Raw genomic sequence first — 21,231 nt, forward strand, 5'->3', positions numbered from 1 at the left:
TTAACGGGTAGACGACCCTAAACATACCAAACGGATGAAACGCAGAGACTTTTTAACGCAATCGGCGCTGACTACGGCAGGGACCATGCTCATCCCCCATTTCCTGAAAGCGTTCGAACTGAACCAACTGGGTGCCGCTCCGGCTTCGGGCAAGACACTGGTTATCGTCCAGCTGTCGGGCGGGAACGACGGGCTGAATACCGTAGTACCATTCCGCAATGACATCTATTACCGCGAGCGGCCCACCCTGGCCATCGCCCGCGACAAGGTGCTGGCTATCAATGATGAAATTGGGTTCAATCCGGCGCTTGAATCGCTTAAATCGCTGTATGACGACGGACTGGTTACGGTTATCAACAACGTAGGCTACCCCAACCCCGACCGGTCGCACTTCCGCTCGATGGATATCTGGCAAACCGCCAGCGACGCCGACCAGTACCTGCAAACGGGCTGGCTCGGCCGGTACCTGGACGCCAACTGTGCAGGTTCATCGTCGTGTCATCCCCACCTGGCAATTGAAGTCGATGATACGCTCAGCCTGGCTCTCAAAGGTAGTAGTGTCAATGGCCTGGCCGTCCTTGACCCAAAGAAACTTTACAATCAAACCCGTAGCGGGCTGGTCGAAAACCTGGCCACGGTAAAGCCCGCTCATGCGCATGACAATGTCGGTTATCTGTATAAGACCCTGGCCGAAACGGTTTCCTCGGCCGAGTACGTATACGATAAATCGAAGCAGTCCGGCGCGGGGGCGGTCCATACTACCACCGGCACCTATCCCGCCAGCGAGTTAGGCAACCGGCTCAAAACGGTTTCGGAGTTGATCCAGTCGGGTGTGAGTACCAGTGTTTACTATATTTCTATCTCGGGATTCGACACACACATCAACCAGCCCGGTCAGCAGGAACGGCTACTACGCCAATATGGCGATGCGGTCAAAGCGTTTATGGGCGACATGAAAGCCAGCAATCGCCTGAACGACGTGCTGTTGATGACATTTTCGGAATTTGGTCGGCGGGTGAAGCAGAACGCCAGCAATGGAACCGACCATGGCACGGCTAACAACGTATTTTTGGTTGGCGGGGGGTTGCCAACGGGTATGCAGCAACGTATCTTCAACGAAGCACCCAACCTCACCAATCTGGACGAAGGCGACCTGAAATACACCGTCGACTTCCGCAGTATCTACGCGACGCTCCTACGCAACTGGCTCAAAACCGACGACGTAGCTATCCTTGGCCGCAAATTCGACACGCTGGGGCTCGTTTGATGCCCTGCCAGTGTTCCGCCAGGACCCTGATAGTGGCTGGTTTATGCATGTATGCGACGTAGTAAATAGCCACTACCAGGGACCTGGTGGACCACTGGCAGGGCATAGCGCCCCCGTTTCTTGCTTTTAGCAAAGAAACTATCGGATAAAAACAAAATTATTGCCCCGTTCAGATTTTGCCTGTACTTTTGTTGCATCAAAAACCGTATGCATGCATACTAATTTTCGACACAAGTCATGGCCGAAGCATTCATTTATGACGCCGTCAGAACGCCCCGTGGACGAGGCAAAAGCGACGGTTCCCTGCACGACGTGCAGCCTATCCAACTCCTGACCAACGTACTGCGCGAACTCCGCGACCGGAATCAGATCGATACAAGCCTGATCGACGACGTGATTATGGGTTGCGTAACGCCTGTTGGCGAACAGGGTGCCGATATTGCCCGTACGGCCGCGCTTGAAGCGGGGTATGACGAATCGGTAGCCGGAGTACAGCTGAACCGGTTCTGCTCATCAGGGTTGGAAGCCATCAACATGGCCGGGGCATACGTCATGTCGGGGCAGGTCGATGCCATCGTGGCCGGGGGCGTGGAGAGTATGTCGCGGGTGCCGATGGGTGCCGACGGTGGTGCCCTGTTCATGAACCCCCAGATTGTAGCCCGGCACAATATCGTTCCGCAGGGCATTTCTGCTGATCTGATCGCTACCAAATATGGTTACTCCCGCTCGGACGTGGATTCGTTCGCGGCTGAGTCATATCGCCGGGCCGTTGAAGCACAGGCTGCCAACCGGTTTGCCAGATCGCTGGTGCCCCACAAGGATGAAATCGGGATTATGGTGCTGGACCGCGACGAAGGGGTACGCCCCGGCACGACAGCCGAGAGCCTGGGCAAACTGAAGCCCGCTTTCGAGGCCATGGGGCAGATGGGACTCGATGCCCTTGCCCTGCTCAAATATGCCGGTTTCGACAAGATCAACCACGTTCACCACGCGGGAAACTCCTCCCAGATTGTCGACGGAGCAGCCGCCGTCCTGATTGGCAGCAAAGCATTCGGCGAGATGTCAGGCATGAAACCCCGCGCCCGCATCAAGGCGTTCGCCATCGTCGGTTCGGAGCCAACCATCATGCTGACAGGTCCTATTCCGGCTACGCACAAAGTGCTGAAGCGGGCGGGCATGAGCATCAAAGACATTGATCTGTTTGAAGTAAACGAAGCGTTTGCGGCTGTACCGATGCTGTTCATGGACGAGTTTGGCGTCGATCACAGCCAGCTTAACGTCAACGGCGGTGCTATTGCCCTGGGCCACCCGCTGGGCGCTACGGGAGCCATTATTTCGGCCACGCTGATCGATGAACTGGAACGAACCGGCAAGCAATTCGGGCTGGCTTCGCTCTGCATCGGGGGCGGCATGGGGATCGCAACGATTTTCGAACGGGTTAATTGAGACGCTATGTCGATGACCGAACGGATGAGTTGAATACGTTCACTGGGTCTAATGAACAGTTCATACGGACTAGTTGACGTGGATTATGGCTAGCATTGAAAGTAGTCTGCTGATTGTCAGGTATTTGCTTGGAAGGTTAGCCCTGATAGGGGTGGCCTGTTAATAGAAAAGAAAGCGTTTAGCTGAATCCAGCCCCGTTAGGGGCGACCGCTACAACCAATGGCCAACAACTCGGTCGCCCCTAACGGGGCTAGCTCATTTTTTCGACCGTTCAGTTCTATTAACAGGCCACCCCTACCGGGGTTGAACGCGGCAATCGTATCTACAAATCAAATTATTGAGCAAGTGTTGTATAAATCGGGTTTCGTTTTCTTGTCCCACTCGATCAACACAGAACTGTCCAGAAATATTTTACTGCTCATAGACATTCAGTGTTTCCCAGTCGAAGTCTGGGTTTGTGTCAGGAAGTTGATTAAACAATTGCTGCGATACCTCAGCCAGCGATGTTCGTTCTTCATCCTGAACCAGTCGAAACTCGATGATAATCGTTTCGTTGCGCATCTCATCCGGTACGGTAAAAGTAATCTGGCCGTTTTCTTGCTTTTGAATGAGTCGGATGGCTGCCATAAACAAGACGTTTTTTAGTAAAAAGACAAAAGATCTCAAGCAATGATAAAGTACACAGTCGATAACAACGTGGCCGTTATCTCGTGGGCGATGACCTCATCGCCGATGAACGTCCTCAACGACGAATCCATTCCGGCCTTCGAAGAAGCCCTCCAGCGCGCTTTCGCCGATGAGTCGGTGAAAGGCTTGATCATCACATCCGAAAAGCCCGAATTCGTTGCTGGGGCCGATTTGAAGATGATCCTGCGCAATAATGATAAAGACCCGGCCGAGATGCTGAAAGTGTCCTCGGAACTGAACCGGGTATTTCGCAGCATCGAAACGAGCGGTAAGCCAACGGTAGCTGCTATCAACGGCACAGCGCTGGGCGGTGGCTATGAAATATGCCTTGCCTGCCACTATCGGGTAGCCCTCAACAATCCTAAAACCCAGATCGGACTCGTTGAGGTAACCATTGGTCTGATACCGGGCGCGGGCGGTACCCAACGACTACCCCGCATGATCGGGATTCAGGCCGCACTGCCGCTGCTGGTGGAAGGGAAAAAGCTGGGCGTTCAGGAAGCCAAAAACATGGGCCTGATCGACGCCATTGCCGAAACCCCCGCCGACATGATGCAGCAGGCCCGCGACTTTATTGACGCTAACGGAACGTCCGCCCGGCCCAAACCCCTGAAACCGTGGGACGAGATTGACCGAAAGTCCGGCAAGATCGTTGGTAAGGACAATTTTAAAATCCCCGGTGGTGCTATCCAGAGCATAGTAGGCGCGCAGACATTTGGAGCGGGTACAGCCATGCTGATGGATAAAACTAAAGGCAACTACCCCGCCCCGCTCGAAATTATGGGTGCGGTATACGAGGGCTTACAGGTCAACATCGATCGGGCGCTGGTGATCGAAGCGCGGCACTTCGTGAAAGTAGCGACCTCGAAAGTGGCCAAGAACCTGATCGGCACCATGTTTCTGGGCATGAACGAAGCCAACAAAGGAGCCAGCCGTCCCAAAGACCAGCCCAAAACTGACGTCAGAAAAGTCGGAATTCTGGGCGCGGGTATGATGGGAGCGGGTATTGCCTACGTATCGGCGCAGGCGGGCATTGAGGTTGTGTTGAAAGACGTATCGGTCGAAGCCGCCGAAAAAGGAAAAGATTACACGCGGGGACTGCTGAAAAAAGGCGTCGACCGGGGTAAAGTTGACCCGCTCAAGGTCGACGGCATCCTAAACCTCATCAAACCCACCGCCGACTATGCCGACATGCAGGGCTGCGACCTCATCATTGAAGCCGTCTTTGAGAAACAGGAACTGAAAGCAACGGTTACGAAGGAAGCTGAACCAATGCTGGCCAACAATAGCCATCCAGCCGGGAGCCATCCAGCCCGGGGCATCTTTGGCTCCAATACGTCTACCCTACCCATCAGCAGCCTGGCTGAAGCATCGGCGAATCCCGCCAATTTCATCGGTATTCACTTCTTCTCACCGGTCGACAAGATGATGCTGGTGGAAATCATCATGGGTAAACAAACCTCCGATTATGCGCTGGCGGTAGCGATGGACTACACCCGCAAGATCCGGAAAACGCCCATCGTCGTCAACGATTCGCGCGGGTTCTACACCTCCCGCTGTTTCGGAACCTACACGTCGGAAGGTATGGAACTGCTCAAAGACGGCGTTAGTCCGATTCTGATCGAGAATGGTGGCAAAGATGCCGGGATGCCGGTTGGTCCGCTGGCCGTTCACGATGAAGTAGCGCTCGATCTGAGCCTGAAAGTGATGAGCGAGTCGATTAAGGCAGGCGTCATGAGCGAAAACGAGCCAACCTACCAGATGGTAAAGAAATTCAACGAGATGGGTCGGATTGGGAAGAAAGCCAAAGCGGGTTTCTATGACTATCCGGAAGGCGGGCAAAAAACGTTATGGCCGGGTTTAGCCGAGTTGTTCCCCGTTTCAGAACAGCAGCCAACGCTCGATGAAGTGAAAACCCGTCTGTTGTATCGGCAGGCCATCGAAGCGGTCCGCTGCTTTGAAGAAGGCGTCGTCCGTACCAGACTCGACGGCGACCTTGGCTCCATTCTGGCGTGGGGCTTCCCGGCCTATACGGGTGGTGCGCTCTCATTCGTCGACTTCGTAGGCATCGACACGTTCGTCAAAACCCTCGATCGCCTGGCTGACCAGTACGGCGAACGTTTCCGTCCAACGGAGAAGCTACGCGAACGGGCGGGTGCGCAAGAGTTAGTCAGCTAAGTTAATCACGTTATTTTTTCTCTTGAAAGCCTGACGGAGCGCTCCGTCAGGCTTATTACGTAATCCCCCGTTGGTTTTTCTGATACCCGCCCGGCGTGGTCCCCGTCCAGCGCTTGAAGGCCCGGCTGAACGCGCTCAGTTCGTTATAGCCCAGAATGTAGGATACTTCTTTCGTCGGGTGCCTACCCGATTCCAGAAAGTGGATTGCCAGCGTTTTTCGAACGGAGTCGGCCACCTGCTGGTAGGTTAGCCCTTCTTCCTGAAGCTTACGCTGCACGCTACGTGGACTCAGGTTAAAATTACCCGCAATGGCGTCCAGCGACGGCAAACCCAGATTGGCGTTCGCCAGTAGGTAGCTCTTTATACGGTCGCTCATGCGTTGGTGCGCTTCGTAGGACCGTTCCACGCCATTGACTTCCTGTAATAAGGTCGTCTGTAGGTCGTAATTCGCCAACAGGATCGGCTCATTCCAGTAATTACCCGCAAATGTCAGCTCGTATTTGTCTCCCTCCCGAATGGTGGGGCAGCGCAATACCCGTTCATACTCCGTCAAGTCAGCAATCTGAGACGGCAGTGTAACCTGATCAGGCTGAATCCGCGTGAGCACGAGTCCATCGACTTCGTGGATGAGAAACGCCATCATGAAGTCCATAAGTTGGCAAAACATAGCGGGAGCCGCCCGCTGGCGAGTCTGGTTGGGAATGAACTGGACGGCGAAACCGGCATTGGTCCGTTTCACTTCCATCGTCAGCGCATCGGTAAGCAGGTGGGTAAATGTAGCGGCTTGGGTTAGGGCTTCCCCAATGGTATGGCTGTTCCGAATCAGCTGACCCACCACCCCAAGCGCAGCAATCTGCAATGATTCCCCAAAGTGAAGCCCAAACAGAACATCGCCACTGAGATGGGTGGCATTGATCCACAGATCGTCCAGTTGGCGGCTGGTCATTGGTCCGTCTGCTTTTACCTCCTCCAGATCGATACCAGAGAGCTGGCATAACTGCTCAACCGGCAGGTTTTTCTGGGCTCCGTAGGCCAGTAAACTAAGTGCTAATAGTTTCTGATAGTCGTGCATACCGTAAAAATACAAAAATGATGCAGCTGTCATCAAAGGTGGCGTAAACGGGTAACGAGTTGGCGCATTCGGGTAAAACTCACCTTACGTGGCCCCAATACCTTTGTCAAAAAAAGGCCATGAAGACAATCGTCATTTCGCTGCTCATAGTACTGAGTAGCTCGAAAGTTCCGCAGAAAACGGTTCAGCCGACCACCGTGGATCAGGATCGGCAACAAAAAATCACTCAACCAAAAAACACAACGGCAATGGAAAAACAAGCTATGGAAGTAGTCAGCACGTTTCTAACGGCTATTCAACAGGGAAATCACGACGTATTGGCTTTGTCGCTACACCCGGATGTAACATGGAACCAGCCGGGTAAGAACCGGTTTGCCGGGCAAAAAACATCCCGGGCCGATGTCTTCAAACTAGTTGGCGGTATGGTCGAAGCGTCGGAGAAATCGCTCCGGCTAACCGATGTAAAAACGCTTGCAGTCAATGGGAATCAGGTTGCCTGCCTGCTCCACTGGAAAGCCATGCAGTCGAACGGCGGCATACTGGATGTCGACAATATCGATGTCTACACCGTAAAAAACGGGCAGATCGTCAACGCTACCATTTTCTCAGCCGACCTGGAGCAGGAAGACAATTTCTGGCTCAATTAATCAATCACGTTTTAAACCAGTACATGTATGAACAGGACAATTGGATTACGGAGATCATTATGGGCAACCGTCGCTTTTGCCGAAGTAGGCGCGTTCCTGGCATTCTTCCTGGGTGACAAACAGCCCATCATAAACGAGGTATCGGCAGGGAAACCTATTATGCTGGGCATCGAACTCATGATTCTGGCGGGCGTATCGACCTACGTTGTACTGCAGAAAGAAATGCGCAAAGGGTTGATCCGGCTCATTATTGGCGTAGAAACGCTCCTGCTAATTTTTCTGGCTACGCGCCTGACTGATACGGCCGTTTCAGCCCTGACGAAAGAACTGGTTGCTATGGATATGCTGGTGCTGGCGTTGCTGATTGCCTTTCAGTTGACGGGTCTTCGTGAGCAAAACCGATCCGCGCAACTGAATCATCCATCAGCCGTCTAACGCAGCAAATCAGTCAAAAACGCTCATTCGATGAGTGACTATTCATCGAATGAGCGCTTTTGACTTTTCACAGCAGCCGGAAACTCATACGGTGGTACTTCGTTGGCCCAAATTCGCGGATAGCCGCTCGATGAATGGGCGTTGGATACCCCACATTTTTCGCCCAGCCATAGGCTGGGAACTCCTCACCGAGTTGTTCCATCAAGTCATCGCGGTAGGTCTTGGCCAGCACCGACGCGGCAGCGATGGACAGGTAGTGAGTATCGCCTTTGACGATGCAGGTATGCGGAATCATGGGATAAGGAACGAACCGGTTCCCATCAACCAATAAATGCTCAGGCCGGGCCACGCCAGGCCGGGCGTGGTCTACCCCTATCATAAGTTGATCGACTGCGCGGTGCATGGCCAGAAAGCTAGCTTTCAAAATGTTGATCTCGTCAATTTGTTCATGCGACACCTCAGCGACAGCCCAGGCCAGTGCGTCGCGCTCAATATCGATCTTGACGGCCTTCCGCTGCTTCGCGCTAAGCTGTTTAGAGTCGTTGAGGAACGGATGGCTATAATCGCGGGGCAGGATAACGGCTGCGGCTACTACCGGGCCAGCCAGGCACCCCCGGCCTACTTCGTCGAGGCCGGCTTCGATAACATCGGCATTATAATAGGGTTTCAGCATGGGATCAATCTTCCAGCACGTTTCCAAAAATGGTAATTTTCAGCATCAGGGCGAACAGCAGGAACGAAACGCCCCAGTATAAATAGATCCGGTAGTAGTCCTGAATATCCTCATATACCCGAATACGAACGGGTGCCCGCTCCAGCCGGTCGATCTGTGCGAAAACGGCCCGCAGGCGCCGGGCATCGGTAGCCCGGAAAAAGCTACCGGTACCGATCGTGGCAATGGTCTTCAGAACCCCCTCGTCTACTGTCGACGCGGCCGTTTCAGAGCGCGTAACCCGACCTACGGCAACCGTATAAATCCGGATATTGAATGCTTTTGCCAGACGTGCGGCCGTAATAGGGTCCAGATTACCGGCCGTATTATCACCGTCACTTAGCAGAATGATGATTTTACTGCGTTCCCGGCTCTGCGGCTCAGCAGGCTCCTGAGTCTGGGTGGTGTCGATCGGTGCGCCGGGCGCATCGCGCATCCGGTTGATACACCGGGCCAGCGCATCGCCAATGGCCGTACCCGACGTACGGATCATCTGCGCGTTCAGGTCGCCCAGGTACTGTTTCACCAGCGCATAGTCGGTGGTAAGCGGACAGAGCGAGAAGGCCTCCCCCGCAAAAATAACCAGACCAATCCGGTCACTTTTACGGCCGTCGACAAACGTCTGCGCCAGCCGTCGGGCCGCAGCCAGTCGCGTAGGTGGCAGGTCGGCCTCCGTCATCGACTCCGAAACATCCATGGCCAGCATGATATCGATTCCGTCCGACTCTTCTTCACGCTGCTCCCGGATGATTTGAGGCCGCGCCAGAGCCGCCAGCACGAAGGCGATGCCGATAAAAACGCTGATGGGCAGCATATACCGAAATCCATTTAGCAGGCGGCTGATCGTCCGGGCGCGGTTATTCTGCCCCGGCGACGGGCGCATTGGCTCCAGCGATATATTGAGCCGCTGCTGAGAACGGCGATGCCCATAGTACCGCAGCACGAACAGCAGCACAATGGCGGGGATCAGCGTCAGCGCCAGCGGGTTTGCGATGTGAAACTGCGTCCACTGCGATGGCATGAACCAGTGAAATGAATACCAGGGAGCCATACGGTTAGGGAGATACCGGCGATTCAGCCGTGTCAGGTTGGTTATCCGTATCGGCCGGCCGACCAGCTGATACCTGTAAATCGGCCCGCTGATAGAGGTATCGCTGGGTGGCCACATCACTCAGCACCCGCAACGCTGTTACCGACTGCTCAGAAAAAGCACCACCATAAATCATCAGATCAGCTTCGCGGAGCGCATTGGTGACCCGTTCGTCGCTCACGCGCTCGGCAATTTCGGACGTTGTCAGTGATGAATAGGCCCGACGCTCGATTTTTTCCAGGTAAGTTTTCCAGCTGATAACTGCCTGGTTGGCCGTTTCGGCAGCCGTATCGGCGCTGATACCCTGAGTGAGCCCGTTAAACTCCCGCAGAAACCGGCTGTGTCGTCGGTTGAGCTGGTACAAACGCCACTGTCGACGGATAATCCGTCCAAAAACACCATATAACAAACCAGACAACAGCAGCAGGCCAGCCACAAACAGGCCAAACTGCGGATAGTTGAACTGCTGCTGTAAGGGAGCCAGTGTCGTTTCGGTGGCCAGCGTGTACGATAACGGTGCCATTGGATCGGCCGTTACGGGATGCAGTTGCGACCGTAGAAAGACGGTGTCTATATCGGTAAACAAATCGGTACAGTCGGCGGCATTGATCAGGCGAACAGGCACCCGCAGCAACTGGATCGAGTCGATTTCAAATGATACGAGCGTATAAACAGCACTGTCGACACTAATGGCCCCCGGACCGGTACCGCTCGTACGGGTTGTGAACACGGCAACTTTCTCGACCCGATACGGTGAAAATTGACCCGTCGTATCGGGAAAGAGCAGATCGGCCGTTGCTGCGTGCCGGTAGGTAAGGGAGTACTGAAACGGGCGGCCAATATCGATACTATCCGTCAAAAAGCGGCCTACCAGCGTCGGCGGGGCGGGTGGCTGTGCCCATACCGTCAGTACGCTCACGATCATCAATAAGACAGGCGCTATTCGTTTCATGCTTATTTTCTCACCCGGAACAGGTCGATTAGTTTAGGCACAAAATCTTCCTGCGAATCGAGCGCCAGGTAATTAGCATTCAACTGCCGACAAAGCTGCTCCAGCCGGGTCTGATTGTGGCGGAAGGTATCGCGTAGCCCGGTCCGAAACGACACCGACGAGGTGTTTACCCAAACTGTCCGGCCACTTTCGGTATCATGAACGGGAATAATTCCCAGACGAGGCAGATTTACCTCCCGCTGGTCATAGAGATGGATAACGACCAGATCGTGTTTTTTAGCCAGCGCTTTCAGGTTATGCTCATACTGCTGATCGATAAAGTCGGACAGCAGGATAACCACGCTCCGGCGTTTGAGGCAGTTAAGGGTGAAGAGTATGGCATCGGCAATGTTCGTCCGGCCCGACTGGGGTTCCAGTTTAAACAGGCTCATGATCAGCTGGTAGCCGGTTTTCAGGCCGTTTGCCGGTTTAATATATTTTTCCTTCTGGTCGGAGAAGCAGTATAATCCAACGTGGCTGGCTTCCCGGATGGCCGACAGGGCCAGCACCCCGCATATCTCTTTGGTTGCATCCAGCTTATCGCGGTGGCGCGGGCCAACCTGCTGGGATGCACTCACATCGACTACAAAAAAAACCGTCTGATCTTTCTCTTCCCGAAACACCTTGACAAAGGTACCGTGTCCTTTGGACGATACGTTCCAGTCGATGGCCCGCACGTCGTCACCATACTGATACGTCCGTAAATCACTAAATTCGAGCCCTGTTCCTTTAAATACCGACCTGAAGCTGCCACGCATCTGCGAGTTGACCGCTTTACGGATACGAATGTCGAAATTGCGAAGCCGGGCCAAGAACTCGTCCATACCAAACGGGCGTTATATTTTTTTAAGAAGCAACCCCGAACTTTGACCAGTGGGATCAGCTTACAAAGCTACCATTTTAACCCTATGCACCGGAATCGATTTCTTACCTGCCTCTGCAACCTGCTGCTCATTAGCTGGCTTTTGGGGGCCTGTGCTGCCCCGGAAGATGCCAGGCCCGACAATCTGATGCCAGAAACCCAGATGGCGAACATCCTGACCGAGATTCACCTGATCGAAGCGCGGGTCAGCCGGATGGGGCTGGGCTCATCCGATTCGTCGAACATCGTTTACAAACGAATGGAAAACCAGGTCTTCAAGAAAATGAAAGTCGATACCAGCACCTACACCAAGAGCTACATTTATTACTCCTCACACCCACGCCAGATGGAAACAATCTATAAGCAGATCATCGACAATCTGAAGAAGAAAGTGGATGATCAGCAAAAGCAGATACACACCAAAAAGCAGGCACCCACCAAAAAGCCCGCCCGCTCATGAAAATAGGTATTATCGGCGCAGGTATTTCGGGACTTACCCTGGCGTATGAACTCCAGCAGCGCGGCATCGACTATCACCTGTGGGAGGCTTCTGCCGAGCCGGGTGGTTATATCCATTCCCAGCGCGAGCCAGCGGCCAACGGCAGCGGGACCTACCTGCGCGAACAGGGGCCTAACTCCCTTCTTGGTGACGCCGATCTGCTGCTGTGGCTCGACAAGCTGGGGTTAACGCCCAGCCTGTCGTTTAGCAAACCGGTTAGCAAAGCGCGTTACATCTTTCGCAATGGCCAGTATCGGGAATTGCCGTCCGGACCCTTATCGCTGCTGTTCGGCAATTTTTTCAGTTGGAAAACCAAGCTGGCGATCCTCCGGGAACGCAGCAACAAAACCACCTCATTCGAGGGGGAAACACTGGCGCAATTTTTCCGACGCCGGTTCTCCGATGAGATCGTCGATTATGCGCTGGCTCCTTTCGTGGCGGGTATCTATGCCGGTGATCCTGAACAGCTGCTGGTGTCTGAAACATTTCCGATGCTGCTGAACTACGAACGGGAATACGGCTCGGTGTTGCGGGGGTTCATCAAAAACCAGTCGAAGGCCGGTCGGCGGCAGTCGTTCAGCTTCCGCAATGGTATGCAAATGCTGCCGGATGCGCTGGCGGGCCACCTAACCCACCTGTCGATGAATGACCCTGTTAGCCAAATCAGTCGCGCCGACGATGGCAGCTGGCGGGTAAACAGCCGAACCGGCACACAAACGGTCGATCACCTTATACTGGCCGTTGGCACCGATGCGGCTGCCCGTCTGGTAAGCTCGCCAGACCTGAAGGGTCGCTACAGGGCTTTCGCCGATGCATTGCGTCAGGTTGATTATCCCGCTATGACAGCCGTTCATTCGGCTTACAAACGGGCCGACGTCACTCATCCACTCAATGGCTTCGGTGGGTTAAATCCCAGGCGGGAAGGGCGCTTTGCCGCCGGTCATATCTGGAGCAGTTCGACGTTCGACGATCGATGCCCCACCGACGAAGTCCTGTTCACGACGTTTGTGGGTGGTGCTCACGATATAAATCAGGAAAAAGCCCACCAGCCCGACGAGGTCATTTTCCGTACCGTGCATCAGGAACTGGCCGATGCGTTTGGCATCAGTGCTTCGCAGCCTACCTTTCGGGGCATCTATCGGTGGGAACGGGCCATCCCGCAGTACACGGAGCGCATTGTAGCCGTCAAAGAGCAGGTCGAAGCAGTCAGGGCCGATAACCTGCTGGTGTGTGCCAACTGGTATGGCGGAATATCCTTATCCGATTGTATGGGAAAAGCACGTACCCTGGCCGGGAAGCTGGCATCAGGGTCGTTAATTAACAATTTTTAATACACCTCTTGCACAAGAAACAGGATATTTTGTGTTCTATTGATATCCCCCTCTTACTAACTTATTCGACAGGCTGTGAAAGAACGTTTGGTCGTTATTCCAACATATAATGAAATCGAGAACATCGAAGCCATTATCCGTAAGGTGTTTAGCTTGCCGGAGTCATTCGACGTGCTCATTGTAGACGATGGCTCACCCGATGGCACGGCTCAGCGTGTCCGCGATCTTCAGGATGAATTTCCGACCAGCGCCCCTACCCGACGCCTTCACCTGCTGGAACGCCGGGGAAAATTAGGGCTGGGAACGGCCTATATCGACGGATTCAAATGGGCGCTTTCGCGGGGGTACCAGTACCTCTTCGAGATGGACGCCGACTTCTCCCACAATCCCGAAGACCTCATCAAGCTTTATTACGCCTGCTCCACCGAAAAGCCCACCAGAGCCGACGTAGCCGTAGGGTCTCGTTACATCAAAGGGGTTAATGTAGTCAACTGGCCGATGGGGCGGGTGCTGATGTCATATTTCGCGGGTGTGTATGTCCGCTTTATCACCGGCATGTCGATTATGGATCCTACAGCGGGCTTCGTCTGCTACCGGGCCGACGTGCTGGAAGTCATTCTGCACAACCCGATCAAATTCGTAGGATACGCCTTTCAGATCGAGATGAAGTTTACGTGCTGGAAATACGGTTTTCGCATTGCCGAAGTACCGATCATTTTCACCGACCGGACAAGGGGCGTCTCTAAAATGTCATCCAAGATTTTCAAGGAAGCGGTATTTGGCGTGCTCCAGATGAAGATCAGCAGCTTTTTCCGGCACTATATCCCGCGTAAGGAAGCAGCCCAGAAGGCACAGGAGCCAGTAAACGCTCTATAAGCTGATACGCCAGTCGGGGTGACCGGTTGATCAGACGATGACGTCACGATCAACTGGCCACCCCGACTGGCGTATTAGCGCAATGTGTTTAGAAATGTCTCTATAGCAGCCTCATCGGCGTCGACCTCGATTCGTTTGTGCGCATTGGTAAAACCCGTTACAATCGTTACGCTTGATTTGGCAATACCGAATGTTGCGGCCAGAAACGCCATCAGATACGCGTTGGCTTTCCCATCCTGAGCCGGTGCGCGAATTTTAACAGTGAGCTTCCCGGCTGCGTCGTAAAACAACAGATCGGCCTTGCTACCGGGTTTCACTTTCACGTATAGGGTCATGCAGGCTGCGTGAGCTGACCTGCCAGCACCGCAATCCCTTCCTCGAATGTGTGTGGATCGTAGCCCAGCACCGTACGTGCTTTATCGAGGGTAAATCCCGTACGTGGAGGACGGCGGGCCACCTGCGTAAAGGTCGACGCATCAGCCTGGGCAATCAGCGACTTGTCCAACCCAAAATAATCGGCTGTTTTGATCGCCATGTCGTAAGGCGTCAGCACTTCCTTCCCCGAAATATTAAAGATACCTTCAGCCTCCTGATCGGCAATCAGGTAACAGCCCATGGCCAGATCTTCGGCCAGGGTTGGACTGCGCCATTGGTCGGTAACCACCTTGATGTTTTTCCCATCCTCAAGCGACTTTTTCACCCACAGGATGATATTGCTCCGGCTCATATCGTGGGCAATACCATAGACAAGCACTGTCCGGGCAATGGCCCAGCGTATGTTGGCATTGCTAACGACTTTTTCGGCCGCGTACTTGCTCCAGCCGTAGAAGCTGACAGGATTTCCTTCGGCAGTTTCGTCATAGGGGCCCGCGGTACCATCGAAGATAAAGTCGGTAGAGACATGCAGCAGAAAAGCACCCACAGCGTGGCAGGCCTCGACCAGTGATTCAACAGCCTGAACGTTTTGTGCCCAGCAATCATCTTTCTGTACTTCACACTTATCCACATCTGTCATGGCAGCCGTGTGGATAACAACATCTGGCCGCGTCTCGCTGATCACGTCCATCACCTGCTGGTGGTTCGTGATGTCCATGGGATGGTAGGTGTACCCATCGGCATACGGTAAACGATTGTCGCCCCGCGCCGTGGCAACCAGGTTCACACCAGCCTGTTTGGTCAGCAAACCCACTAATTTCTGGCCAAGTAATCCATTAGCTCCGGTTAATAAGATCGTTTTCATGCGCGTTGATTTGGAAGGTACCGAAATTTATACTGCTTGGTAATTTTCTTCTTTTTGACCCATTCGCCGGTCACGGTCATCCGAACATCCTGTTTTGGACGATCCTGCGGGTCGCGCGGCTGTTTGGCAATACTATCCACGATAGCCAGCCCGTCGATGACTTCGCCAAAAACGGTATAGCTTCCATCGAGGTGCGGACTGCCACCAAGCGTTTTATATACCTGTTTCTGTTCGTTGGTAAAGACCCGGCCAGCTGTCCGTGTTTGGCTCCGCTCAACTTGCTTCTGTAGTTCATCATCTGGCCAGACGCGCCCCTGTACCACGTAGAACTGGCATCCGCTCGACGCTTTTTCCGGGTTATTATCACGGGCAGCCGCCAGTACGCCTTTTTTATGAAATAGCTCAGGCAAGATTTCGGCCGGGATCCGGTATCCAATATCCCCATTCCCCAGCGGTTCGCCCGCAGGGGCTTTACGTGAATTAGGGTCGCCCCCCTGAACCATAAAACCAGGGATAACGCGATGGAACAGAAGGCTATCGTAAAACTTCTTGTCGACTAATTTGATGAAGTTTTCTTTATGTTTCGGTGTCTGGTCATACAGTACCAGCCGCATTGGGCCATAAGGCGTGTTGACAGTAACCAGATAATCTTTCTTTTTCCGGTTTTGAGCGATAGCCAGAACCGGCAGCAGCAACAGCAGAAGTAGGACACGTATAGTCATCGGGGGCAGTTAAAGGCGCTGGAGCGAGTCAAGGTCTATGACCTGAAGCAGGTCGCTTAAAGGTTTACTCGATTTTTGAATACATCTTTTAGTCGCTGATCATGGGTAACCACAATCAGGCTGGCTCCGATCTGCTCGGATTGCTGACGCAGGAGTGCTACGACCCGGTTGGTATTTTCATCATCGAGACTGGAGGTTGGCTCATCGGCGAGAATGACATCGGGCTGGTTCATAACTGCGCGGGCAATACTAACACGCTGCTGCTCCCCCTGGCTGAGCTGGTGCGTTTTTTTAGCCAGCTGTTCCCGAAAGCCCAGTTGTTCGGCCAGTTCACGCGCCCGTTCCTTGTTCTGCGGTTTATTGGCCAGGTAATTCGCCAGCAACAGATTGTCGAGCACCGACAGGGAACTGACGAAATGGGGTTTCTGGTAGACCAGACCAACGTGCCGGGCCCGGAAAGCCGCTGTTTGGGCGGGGCTCAGCGTAGTCAGATCGGTTTGATTGACGGTTACGGCGCCAGTTTTGGGCCGAAGCAAGAGCGCCAATAGATGCAGAAACGTGGTTTTACCGGTTCCGGAGCGGCCCAGAATCAGCAATGCCTCCCGGTCGGCGCAAGTAACGTCGGGAAACGTGAACTGTTTTTGAGGGCCGTATTCGAACGTGAGTTGATTGGTTACCAGCATCGGCTTGGGTTGACTACCCACAAAAATAGGCAAAAGTTGTAATTTTGCCCCTTTAACAGTGTGTCAGTTGGACAGTCAGTCAGTTGGACAGTCAGTCAGTTGGTGAGTCAGTCAGTTAGTGAGTTGAACAGTCGGTGGGTTGAACAGTTCGTTCCTGACTGACCAACTGACCAACTGACCGACTCACCAACTGACCGACTCACCAACTGACCAACTGACCAACTAATTAACTCTCTAACTGATTGACATTTGAAACGCATCGCTCTGTTTGCCTCTGGTTCTGGTTCCAACGCCGAGAAAATAGCTACCTACTTTGCTGAAAACGCCGACGTAACGGTATCGATGCTTCTTACCAACAACCCTAAAGCGGGCGTCATTGATCGGTCCCGACGCGGTTTTAACAGCGGATTACACGTTCCCGTCCTGCTTTTCGACCGAACGACGTTTTACGATACCGACCGGATTACGGAGGTTTTGCAACAGCAGCGCATCGACCTCATCGTTCTGGCCGGGTTCATGTGGCTCATGCCTGCCGGTCTTGTTCGGGCTTTCCCTAACCGGATTGTCAATATCCACCCCGCGCTCCTGCCCAAATTTGGCGGCAAAGGCATGTACGGTCATTTCGTTCACGAAGCTGTTGTCGCTGCCGGAGAAACCGAATCGGGCATTACCATTCATTTCGTCAACGAACACTACGACGAGGGACAGATCATTTTTCAGGCTTCCTGTCCTGTTCTGCCCACCGACACCCCCGACGATGTAGCCCACAGCGTACAGGCGCTGGAACACGCTCATTATCCCCGGATTGTGGCCGACGTACTAGGCCGGTTGTAAGCCAGTTTTTTTTGACTCAGGGGTCTGCTTTTTTTGCGTATACTTGTCAGAGCGTAGCGCACGGTTAGTGGTACGGCTAACAGGCCCTTTCGCGCCCTACTCTCCTACGCCTGCGTTTCCAAACCCAACACACATGCAGTCTTCTACCGTTTCAACGCCCGAACCGGCGCTTGCCCAGCCCGCACCCGTCCGGCGCCTGCTTTCTCTCGATGCCTTGCGGGGCTTCGATATGTTCTGGATTATCGGCGGGGAAGAAATTTTCCATGTTCTGGCTAAAACCACTGGCTGGGCCTGGGCCATTTTTATGGCCGACCAGTTCACGCATGTCGACTGGAATGGCTTTCGGCCCTACGACTGTATTTTCCCGTTGTTTCTGTTTCTGGCTGGTGTGTCGACGCCCTACTCCCTTGGTAGCCGGCTTGAGCGCGGTGATGACCGGGGCGCTATGGTTCGTAAAATCATTACGCGTGGTCTGGTGCTGGTGTTGCTGGGTATTATTTATAACAATGGCTTGTTTACGAAATCGCTCGATGAGATGCGGTTTCCCAGCGTACTGGCCCGAATTGGTCTGGCGGGCATGTTTGCCCAGCTTATTTACGTCTATGTTCGTAACGAGCGGGCGCGTTATGCTGTCTTTGCCGGAATTCTCCTGGGTTACTGGGCGCTGTTGATGCTGGTTCCCGTACCGGGCTTCGGTGCAGGAAACCTGACCATGGAAGGTAGTCTGGTTGGTTACATCGACCGATTGGTCATGCCGGGTCGTCTCTACAAAGTCGTTCATGACCCGGAGGGATTACTGTCGACATTACCAGCGATAGCAACGGGCCTACTGGGCGTGTTTGCGGGAACGGTGCTGCGCCACAAAAACATCAGTGATGCCCGTAAACTTCGTCAACTAGCCCTGGCGGGCGTTACCTGTGTTGCGCTGGGCTGGGTCTGGAATCTGGTTTTGCCCGTCAACAAAAACCTGTGGACGAGTTCGTTCGTGCTGGTGGCAGGTGGCTGGAGCCTAATCGCGCTGTCGCTGTTCTACTGGATCATCGACATGATGAACTGGCGCTGGTGGACCTTCTTCTTCGTTGTCATCGGCATGAACTCCATCCTGATCTATCTGGCAGGTGAAGTCATCAACTTCGAATATGCGTCGCACTACCTGTTTGGCGGGCTGCTCCATATCTTTAGCAAACCCGTTCAGGCAATAGGGGCCGTGTTGGGCTTCCTGGCGGTGAAATGGTTATTCCTGTACTTTCTTTACAAGAAAAAGGTATTCATGCGGGTTTGACCAAGAGGGGACGGGAGCGCTACTTCACCGCTCCTAACCCCGTCAACCACGCCTTACAGGTTTCGGGCCAGGTGGTCAGCGATCCAAACTTAGCCGTGCGTAAGCCGTAGCCATGCCCACCTGTGGGGTACAGGTGCATCTCGGCCGATACCCCATTTTTCAGACAGGCCAGGTAATAGTTTATGCTGTTCTCGACCGGCACCGCTTTGTCGTCTTCTGAATGCACCAGAAACGTTGGGGGCGTCTGGCTGGTCACCTGTAGTTCGTTCGAGTAATAGGTGATCATGTCGGGCGAGGTTTTCAGTTTACCCAGCAGTTTATCCCGTGAGCCGCCATGTGCCTTATCGCCAAAGGTCACGACAGGGTAAAGCAGAATGGCAAAATCGGGCCGTACCTGTGCACCGTTATCGCTGGCCTGCGACCCCCGGTTAAAATGCGTAGCCAGCGTAGACGCCAGGTGACCACCCGCCGAGAAGCCCATAACGCCTACCTTTCGTGGATCGACCCCGAGTCGGCTGGCATTCTGCCGAATCAGTTTCATGCCCTGCATGGCGTCCATGAGCGGTACCTCATGCTGATTGGTCATGATCCGATCGTCGGGCAGGCGGTATTTCAGTACAAATGCCGCAACTCCCATTTCATTGAACCAGCGGGCAACGTCTTCCCCTTCATGCCCGGACGCCAATATGGAGTAGCCTCCACCCGGGCAGATCATTACCGCGGCTCCCGTGCCTTTACCCGTTGCGGGCAGGTAAGCGGTAATAGTTGGTACCGACACGTTACTAATGCGTAATATCCCATCGCCCACCTCCGATTTTTCGGTCAACTGAGCACCGGCAATGGCGTTTGGAATAGCACCATCGGGCCATAGCCGGATGACTTCCTGTGAATAAATGGGTGATGTGAGCACAGTAGTAAATAAAGCGGCCAGGAATAGGGTACGCATAAAAAAAGCCCGTTCAGGCCGATAAACGATGAGGGAACCGATGTAAAAAAGAAAAAGCCGACCAGCTGGCCGGCTCTACTCATATTTCCGCTTCCACGTCATCGGTAGTCTCGGTTTTTGGGGAGCCACTGTTCAGCACGTCGATCAGTTCCTTGACCCGGTAAACAGTTTTGTTGTAGCGGTTGCCCAGCATGATTATTACGTATTCATCTTTGGGGCTGAACCAGAACATGGTATTGTAGCCTTTCCACCAGCCGGAGTGGTAGATGTATTCAGGTTTGTTGAGGTCGTCCAGCATCATCCTGAAGCCATACCCGTAGTTTTTGGCACCTTTTTTCTCAAAGCTTCGGGGAAGGAAGGCTTCCGCGAGTGATTTCTTCTGGAGCAGGCAGTCCCCGTTCAGAGCGCGGTACCAGCGAAACAAATCACCCGTAGTTGAGTAGATGCCCTTATCGCCTACTACATCGTCGTAGTAATCTTTCGGAATACGACGGTTCCATTGGTAGCCTGCGGTGCGGTGGTAATTCAGGGAGTCATTCTTCGAGGTAGCCACAAAGGTCTGGTGCATACCAAGTGGCTCAAAGATCGTCTTGTGGATAAAGGCTTCGTAGCTCTGTCCGGTCACTTTTTCGATGATCGACGCCAACACCATGTAGTTGGTATTGCTGTAGCTAAATCCCCGACCTGGCACGTTGTACCGGGGGGGCGTTGGTTTCACGGTAGCAAACCAATGCATGATCATAGCATTCGACGGGTACGGCTTCTCCTTTTTATAGAAGTTTACCTTCATGCTATCGTCAAAAGCATAGGCATAATTAGGTAAACCACTGCGGTGGCTCAACAACTCGCGGATAGTAATGCCATGGTACGGAAAATCGGGATAAAACTTTTGAATACTATCCTCGAAGCTTAGTTTACCTACTTCGATGAGTTTGAGGGTACCAACTGCCGTAAACGTCTTGGAAAGAGAAGCCAGCTGAAATTTAGAATCTTCGACCAGGGTATCCCGCTGACTCCGTTCGAAGTGGCCCAGACCATTGCAGTTTTTATACAGGATCATGCCTTTCTGGGCTACCAGGATGTTACCATTGAAGCCCTCCCGCACCTTCTGTTTGAAAATCTGCTCGATCTGCCGGGTCTTCTCATCGGCATTGATCTGTTTGCGAAGACTGGCCTGTTCATTAGGGCTAAGGCGCTGTTCATCAGCACAATTACGCAGCGCCCGCGTCGACTGATTGAGTTTTTGCTGGGCATCCTGCCCGCACGAAAGGCCACCAATCAGCAGCAACGATACATTTAACCAGGACCAGAATTTGTTCATCCTCACCATTCGCACGCACCGATTGTACACTTGTTATATAAATCTGCTTCCACAAAAGTAAGGATTGTTAGCAGGCTGCTACCGCGCTCTACACAAATTGAGGAAAAACT

The 21,231-nt window shown here is 53.5% G+C and carries 22 protein-coding genes; 10 read left to right on the plus strand and 12 right to left on the minus strand.

The features are described 5' to 3' along the window. Positions 1 to 34: 34 nt before the first annotated feature. Together FH603_RS19785 and FH603_RS19790 are read left to right on the plus strand one after the other, a co-directional pair. Positions 35 to 1,267 carry a DUF1501 domain-containing protein gene (locus FH603_RS19785; RefSeq protein WP_186739432.1) on the plus strand — a complete coding sequence of 411 codons (1,233 nt, stop codon included), beginning with the start codon at positions 35 to 37 and terminating at the stop codon, positions 1,265 to 1,267. A gap of 237 nt (positions 1,268 to 1,504) precedes the next feature. Then, a complete protein-coding gene (locus FH603_RS19790; RefSeq protein WP_186739433.1) occupies positions 1,505 to 2,713 on the plus strand; it encodes an acetyl-CoA C-acetyltransferase in 1,209 nt (402 codons plus the stop codon). A 411-nt stretch (positions 2,714 to 3,124) separates the two neighbouring features. Here the strand turns inward: FH603_RS19790 and FH603_RS19795 are convergent, their stop codons facing one another. Continuing rightward, a complete protein-coding gene (locus FH603_RS19795) occupies positions 3,125 to 3,340 on the minus strand; it encodes a hypothetical protein (RefSeq protein ID WP_186739434.1) in 216 nt (71 codons plus the stop codon). A 42-nt stretch (positions 3,341 to 3,382) separates the two neighbouring features. Here FH603_RS19795 and FH603_RS19800 point away from each other — a divergent pair, with 42 nt between their 5' ends. Continuing rightward, positions 3,383 to 5,578, plus strand: coding sequence for a 3-hydroxyacyl-CoA dehydrogenase NAD-binding domain-containing protein (locus FH603_RS19800; protein ID WP_186739435.1), 2,196 nt, complete (start codon positions 3,383 to 3,385; stop codon positions 5,576 to 5,578). Between the two features lie 55 nt (positions 5,579 to 5,633). Here the strand turns inward: FH603_RS19800 and FH603_RS19805 are convergent, their stop codons facing one another. Continuing rightward, positions 5,634 to 6,650, minus strand: a complete 1,017-nt coding sequence (locus tag FH603_RS19805) for an AraC family transcriptional regulator (protein ID WP_186739436.1) — start codon at positions 6,648 to 6,650, stop codon at positions 5,634 to 5,636. 119 nt (positions 6,651 to 6,769) lie between these two features. Here FH603_RS19805 and FH603_RS19810 point away from each other — a divergent pair, with 119 nt between their 5' ends. Both FH603_RS19810 and FH603_RS19815 read left to right on the plus strand, forming a co-directional pair. Then, positions 6,770 to 7,297 (plus strand): nuclear transport factor 2 family protein, encoded by a 528-nt coding sequence (locus tag FH603_RS19810; RefSeq protein ID WP_235985235.1) that lies wholly within the window; start codon positions 6,770 to 6,772, stop codon positions 7,295 to 7,297. Positions 7,298 to 7,324: 27 nt separating this feature from the next. After that, positions 7,325 to 7,732 carry a hypothetical protein gene (locus FH603_RS19815; protein ID WP_186739437.1) on the plus strand — a complete coding sequence of 136 codons (408 nt, stop codon included), beginning with the start codon at positions 7,325 to 7,327 and terminating at the stop codon, positions 7,730 to 7,732. A gap of 67 nt (positions 7,733 to 7,799) precedes the next feature. Here the strand turns inward: FH603_RS19815 and FH603_RS19820 are convergent, their stop codons facing one another. The 4 genes from FH603_RS19820 to FH603_RS19835 are packed head-to-tail and all read right to left on the minus strand — an operon-like array spanning position 7,800 to position 11,349. Continuing rightward, positions 7,800 to 8,405: a ribonuclease HII gene (locus FH603_RS19820; protein ID WP_186739438.1), complete on the minus strand. Its 606-nt coding sequence runs from the start codon at positions 8,403 to 8,405 to the stop codon at positions 7,800 to 7,802. Between the two features lie 4 nt (positions 8,406 to 8,409). Then, positions 8,410 to 9,495: a VWA domain-containing protein gene (locus tag FH603_RS19825; RefSeq protein WP_186739439.1), complete on the minus strand. Its 1,086-nt coding sequence runs from the start codon at positions 9,493 to 9,495 to the stop codon at positions 8,410 to 8,412. Positions 9,496 to 9,499: 4 nt separating this feature from the next. Next, positions 9,500 to 10,486 carry a hypothetical protein gene (locus FH603_RS19830; RefSeq protein ID WP_186739440.1) on the minus strand — a complete coding sequence of 329 codons (987 nt, stop codon included), beginning with the start codon at positions 10,484 to 10,486 and terminating at the stop codon, positions 9,500 to 9,502. Between the two features lie 2 nt (positions 10,487 to 10,488). After that, the gene (locus FH603_RS19835) at positions 10,489 to 11,349 is read right to left on the minus strand and encodes a DUF58 domain-containing protein (RefSeq protein ID WP_186739441.1); all 861 of its coding nucleotides are present in this window, start codon (positions 11,347 to 11,349) and stop codon (positions 10,489 to 10,491) included. A gap of 84 nt (positions 11,350 to 11,433) precedes the next feature. Here FH603_RS19835 and FH603_RS19840 point away from each other — a divergent pair, with 84 nt between their 5' ends. From FH603_RS19840 to FH603_RS19850, 3 genes are all read left to right on the plus strand, one after another. Beyond that, positions 11,434 to 11,847 (plus strand): DUF4296 domain-containing protein, encoded by a 414-nt coding sequence (locus FH603_RS19840; protein WP_186739442.1) that lies wholly within the window; start codon positions 11,434 to 11,436, stop codon positions 11,845 to 11,847. Continuing rightward, positions 11,844 to 13,217, plus strand: a complete 1,374-nt coding sequence (gene hemG / locus FH603_RS19845; RefSeq protein ID WP_186739443.1) for a protoporphyrinogen oxidase — start codon at positions 11,844 to 11,846, stop codon at positions 13,215 to 13,217. The genes FH603_RS19840 and hemG overlap by 4 nt, the downstream gene beginning before the upstream one ends. A 75-nt stretch (positions 13,218 to 13,292) precedes the next feature. After that, on the plus strand, positions 13,293 to 14,093 hold the full coding sequence (locus tag FH603_RS19850; RefSeq protein WP_186739444.1) for a polyprenol monophosphomannose synthase: 801 nt from the start codon (positions 13,293 to 13,295) through the stop codon (positions 14,091 to 14,093). A 74-nt stretch (positions 14,094 to 14,167) separates the two neighbouring features. Here FH603_RS19850 and FH603_RS19855 read toward each other — a convergent pair whose 3' ends face one another. Genes FH603_RS19855 through FH603_RS19870 form a run of 4 tightly spaced genes read right to left on the minus strand, consistent with a single transcriptional unit; the run spans position 14,168 to position 16,738 of the window. Next, a complete protein-coding gene (locus tag FH603_RS19855) occupies positions 14,168 to 14,428 on the minus strand; it encodes a DUF167 domain-containing protein (protein ID WP_186739445.1) in 261 nt (86 codons plus the stop codon). Beyond that, a complete protein-coding gene (locus FH603_RS19860) occupies positions 14,425 to 15,333 on the minus strand; it encodes an SDR family oxidoreductase (RefSeq protein WP_186739446.1) in 909 nt (302 codons plus the stop codon). The genes FH603_RS19855 and FH603_RS19860 overlap by 4 nt, the downstream gene beginning before the upstream one ends. Further along, positions 15,330 to 16,055 (minus strand): peptidylprolyl isomerase, encoded by a 726-nt coding sequence (locus FH603_RS19865; protein ID WP_186739447.1) that lies wholly within the window; start codon positions 16,053 to 16,055, stop codon positions 15,330 to 15,332. Before FH603_RS19865 ends, FH603_RS19860 begins: the two co-directional genes overlap by 4 nt. A gap of 56 nt (positions 16,056 to 16,111) precedes the next feature. Continuing rightward, positions 16,112 to 16,738 carry an ABC transporter ATP-binding protein gene (locus FH603_RS19870; protein WP_186739460.1) on the minus strand — a complete coding sequence of 209 codons (627 nt, stop codon included), beginning with the start codon at positions 16,736 to 16,738 and terminating at the stop codon, positions 16,112 to 16,114. A gap of 249 nt (positions 16,739 to 16,987) precedes the next feature. Between FH603_RS19870 and purN the strand changes: the two genes are divergently transcribed. Together purN and FH603_RS19880 are read left to right on the plus strand one after the other, a co-directional pair. Further along, a complete protein-coding gene (gene purN / locus FH603_RS19875) occupies positions 16,988 to 17,572 on the plus strand; it encodes a phosphoribosylglycinamide formyltransferase (protein ID WP_186739448.1) in 585 nt (194 codons plus the stop codon). A gap of 133 nt (positions 17,573 to 17,705) precedes the next feature. Next, a complete protein-coding gene (locus tag FH603_RS19880; RefSeq protein ID WP_186739449.1) occupies positions 17,706 to 18,854 on the plus strand; it encodes an acyltransferase family protein in 1,149 nt (382 codons plus the stop codon). A gap of 19 nt (positions 18,855 to 18,873) precedes the next feature. Here the strand turns inward: FH603_RS19880 and FH603_RS19885 are convergent, their stop codons facing one another. After that, positions 18,874 to 19,800, minus strand: a complete 927-nt coding sequence (locus FH603_RS19885) for an alpha/beta hydrolase (RefSeq protein WP_186739450.1) — start codon at positions 19,798 to 19,800, stop codon at positions 18,874 to 18,876. 79 nt (positions 19,801 to 19,879) lie between these two features. After that, on the minus strand, positions 19,880 to 21,130 hold the full coding sequence (locus tag FH603_RS19890) for a serine hydrolase domain-containing protein (protein WP_186739451.1): 1,251 nt from the start codon (positions 21,128 to 21,130) through the stop codon (positions 19,880 to 19,882). Between the last annotated feature and the right edge of the window lie 101 nt (positions 21,131 to 21,231).

The organism is Spirosoma utsteinense (assembly GCF_014282275.1).
GTDB lineage: Bacteria > Bacteroidota > Bacteroidia > Cytophagales > Spirosomataceae > Spirosoma > Spirosoma utsteinense.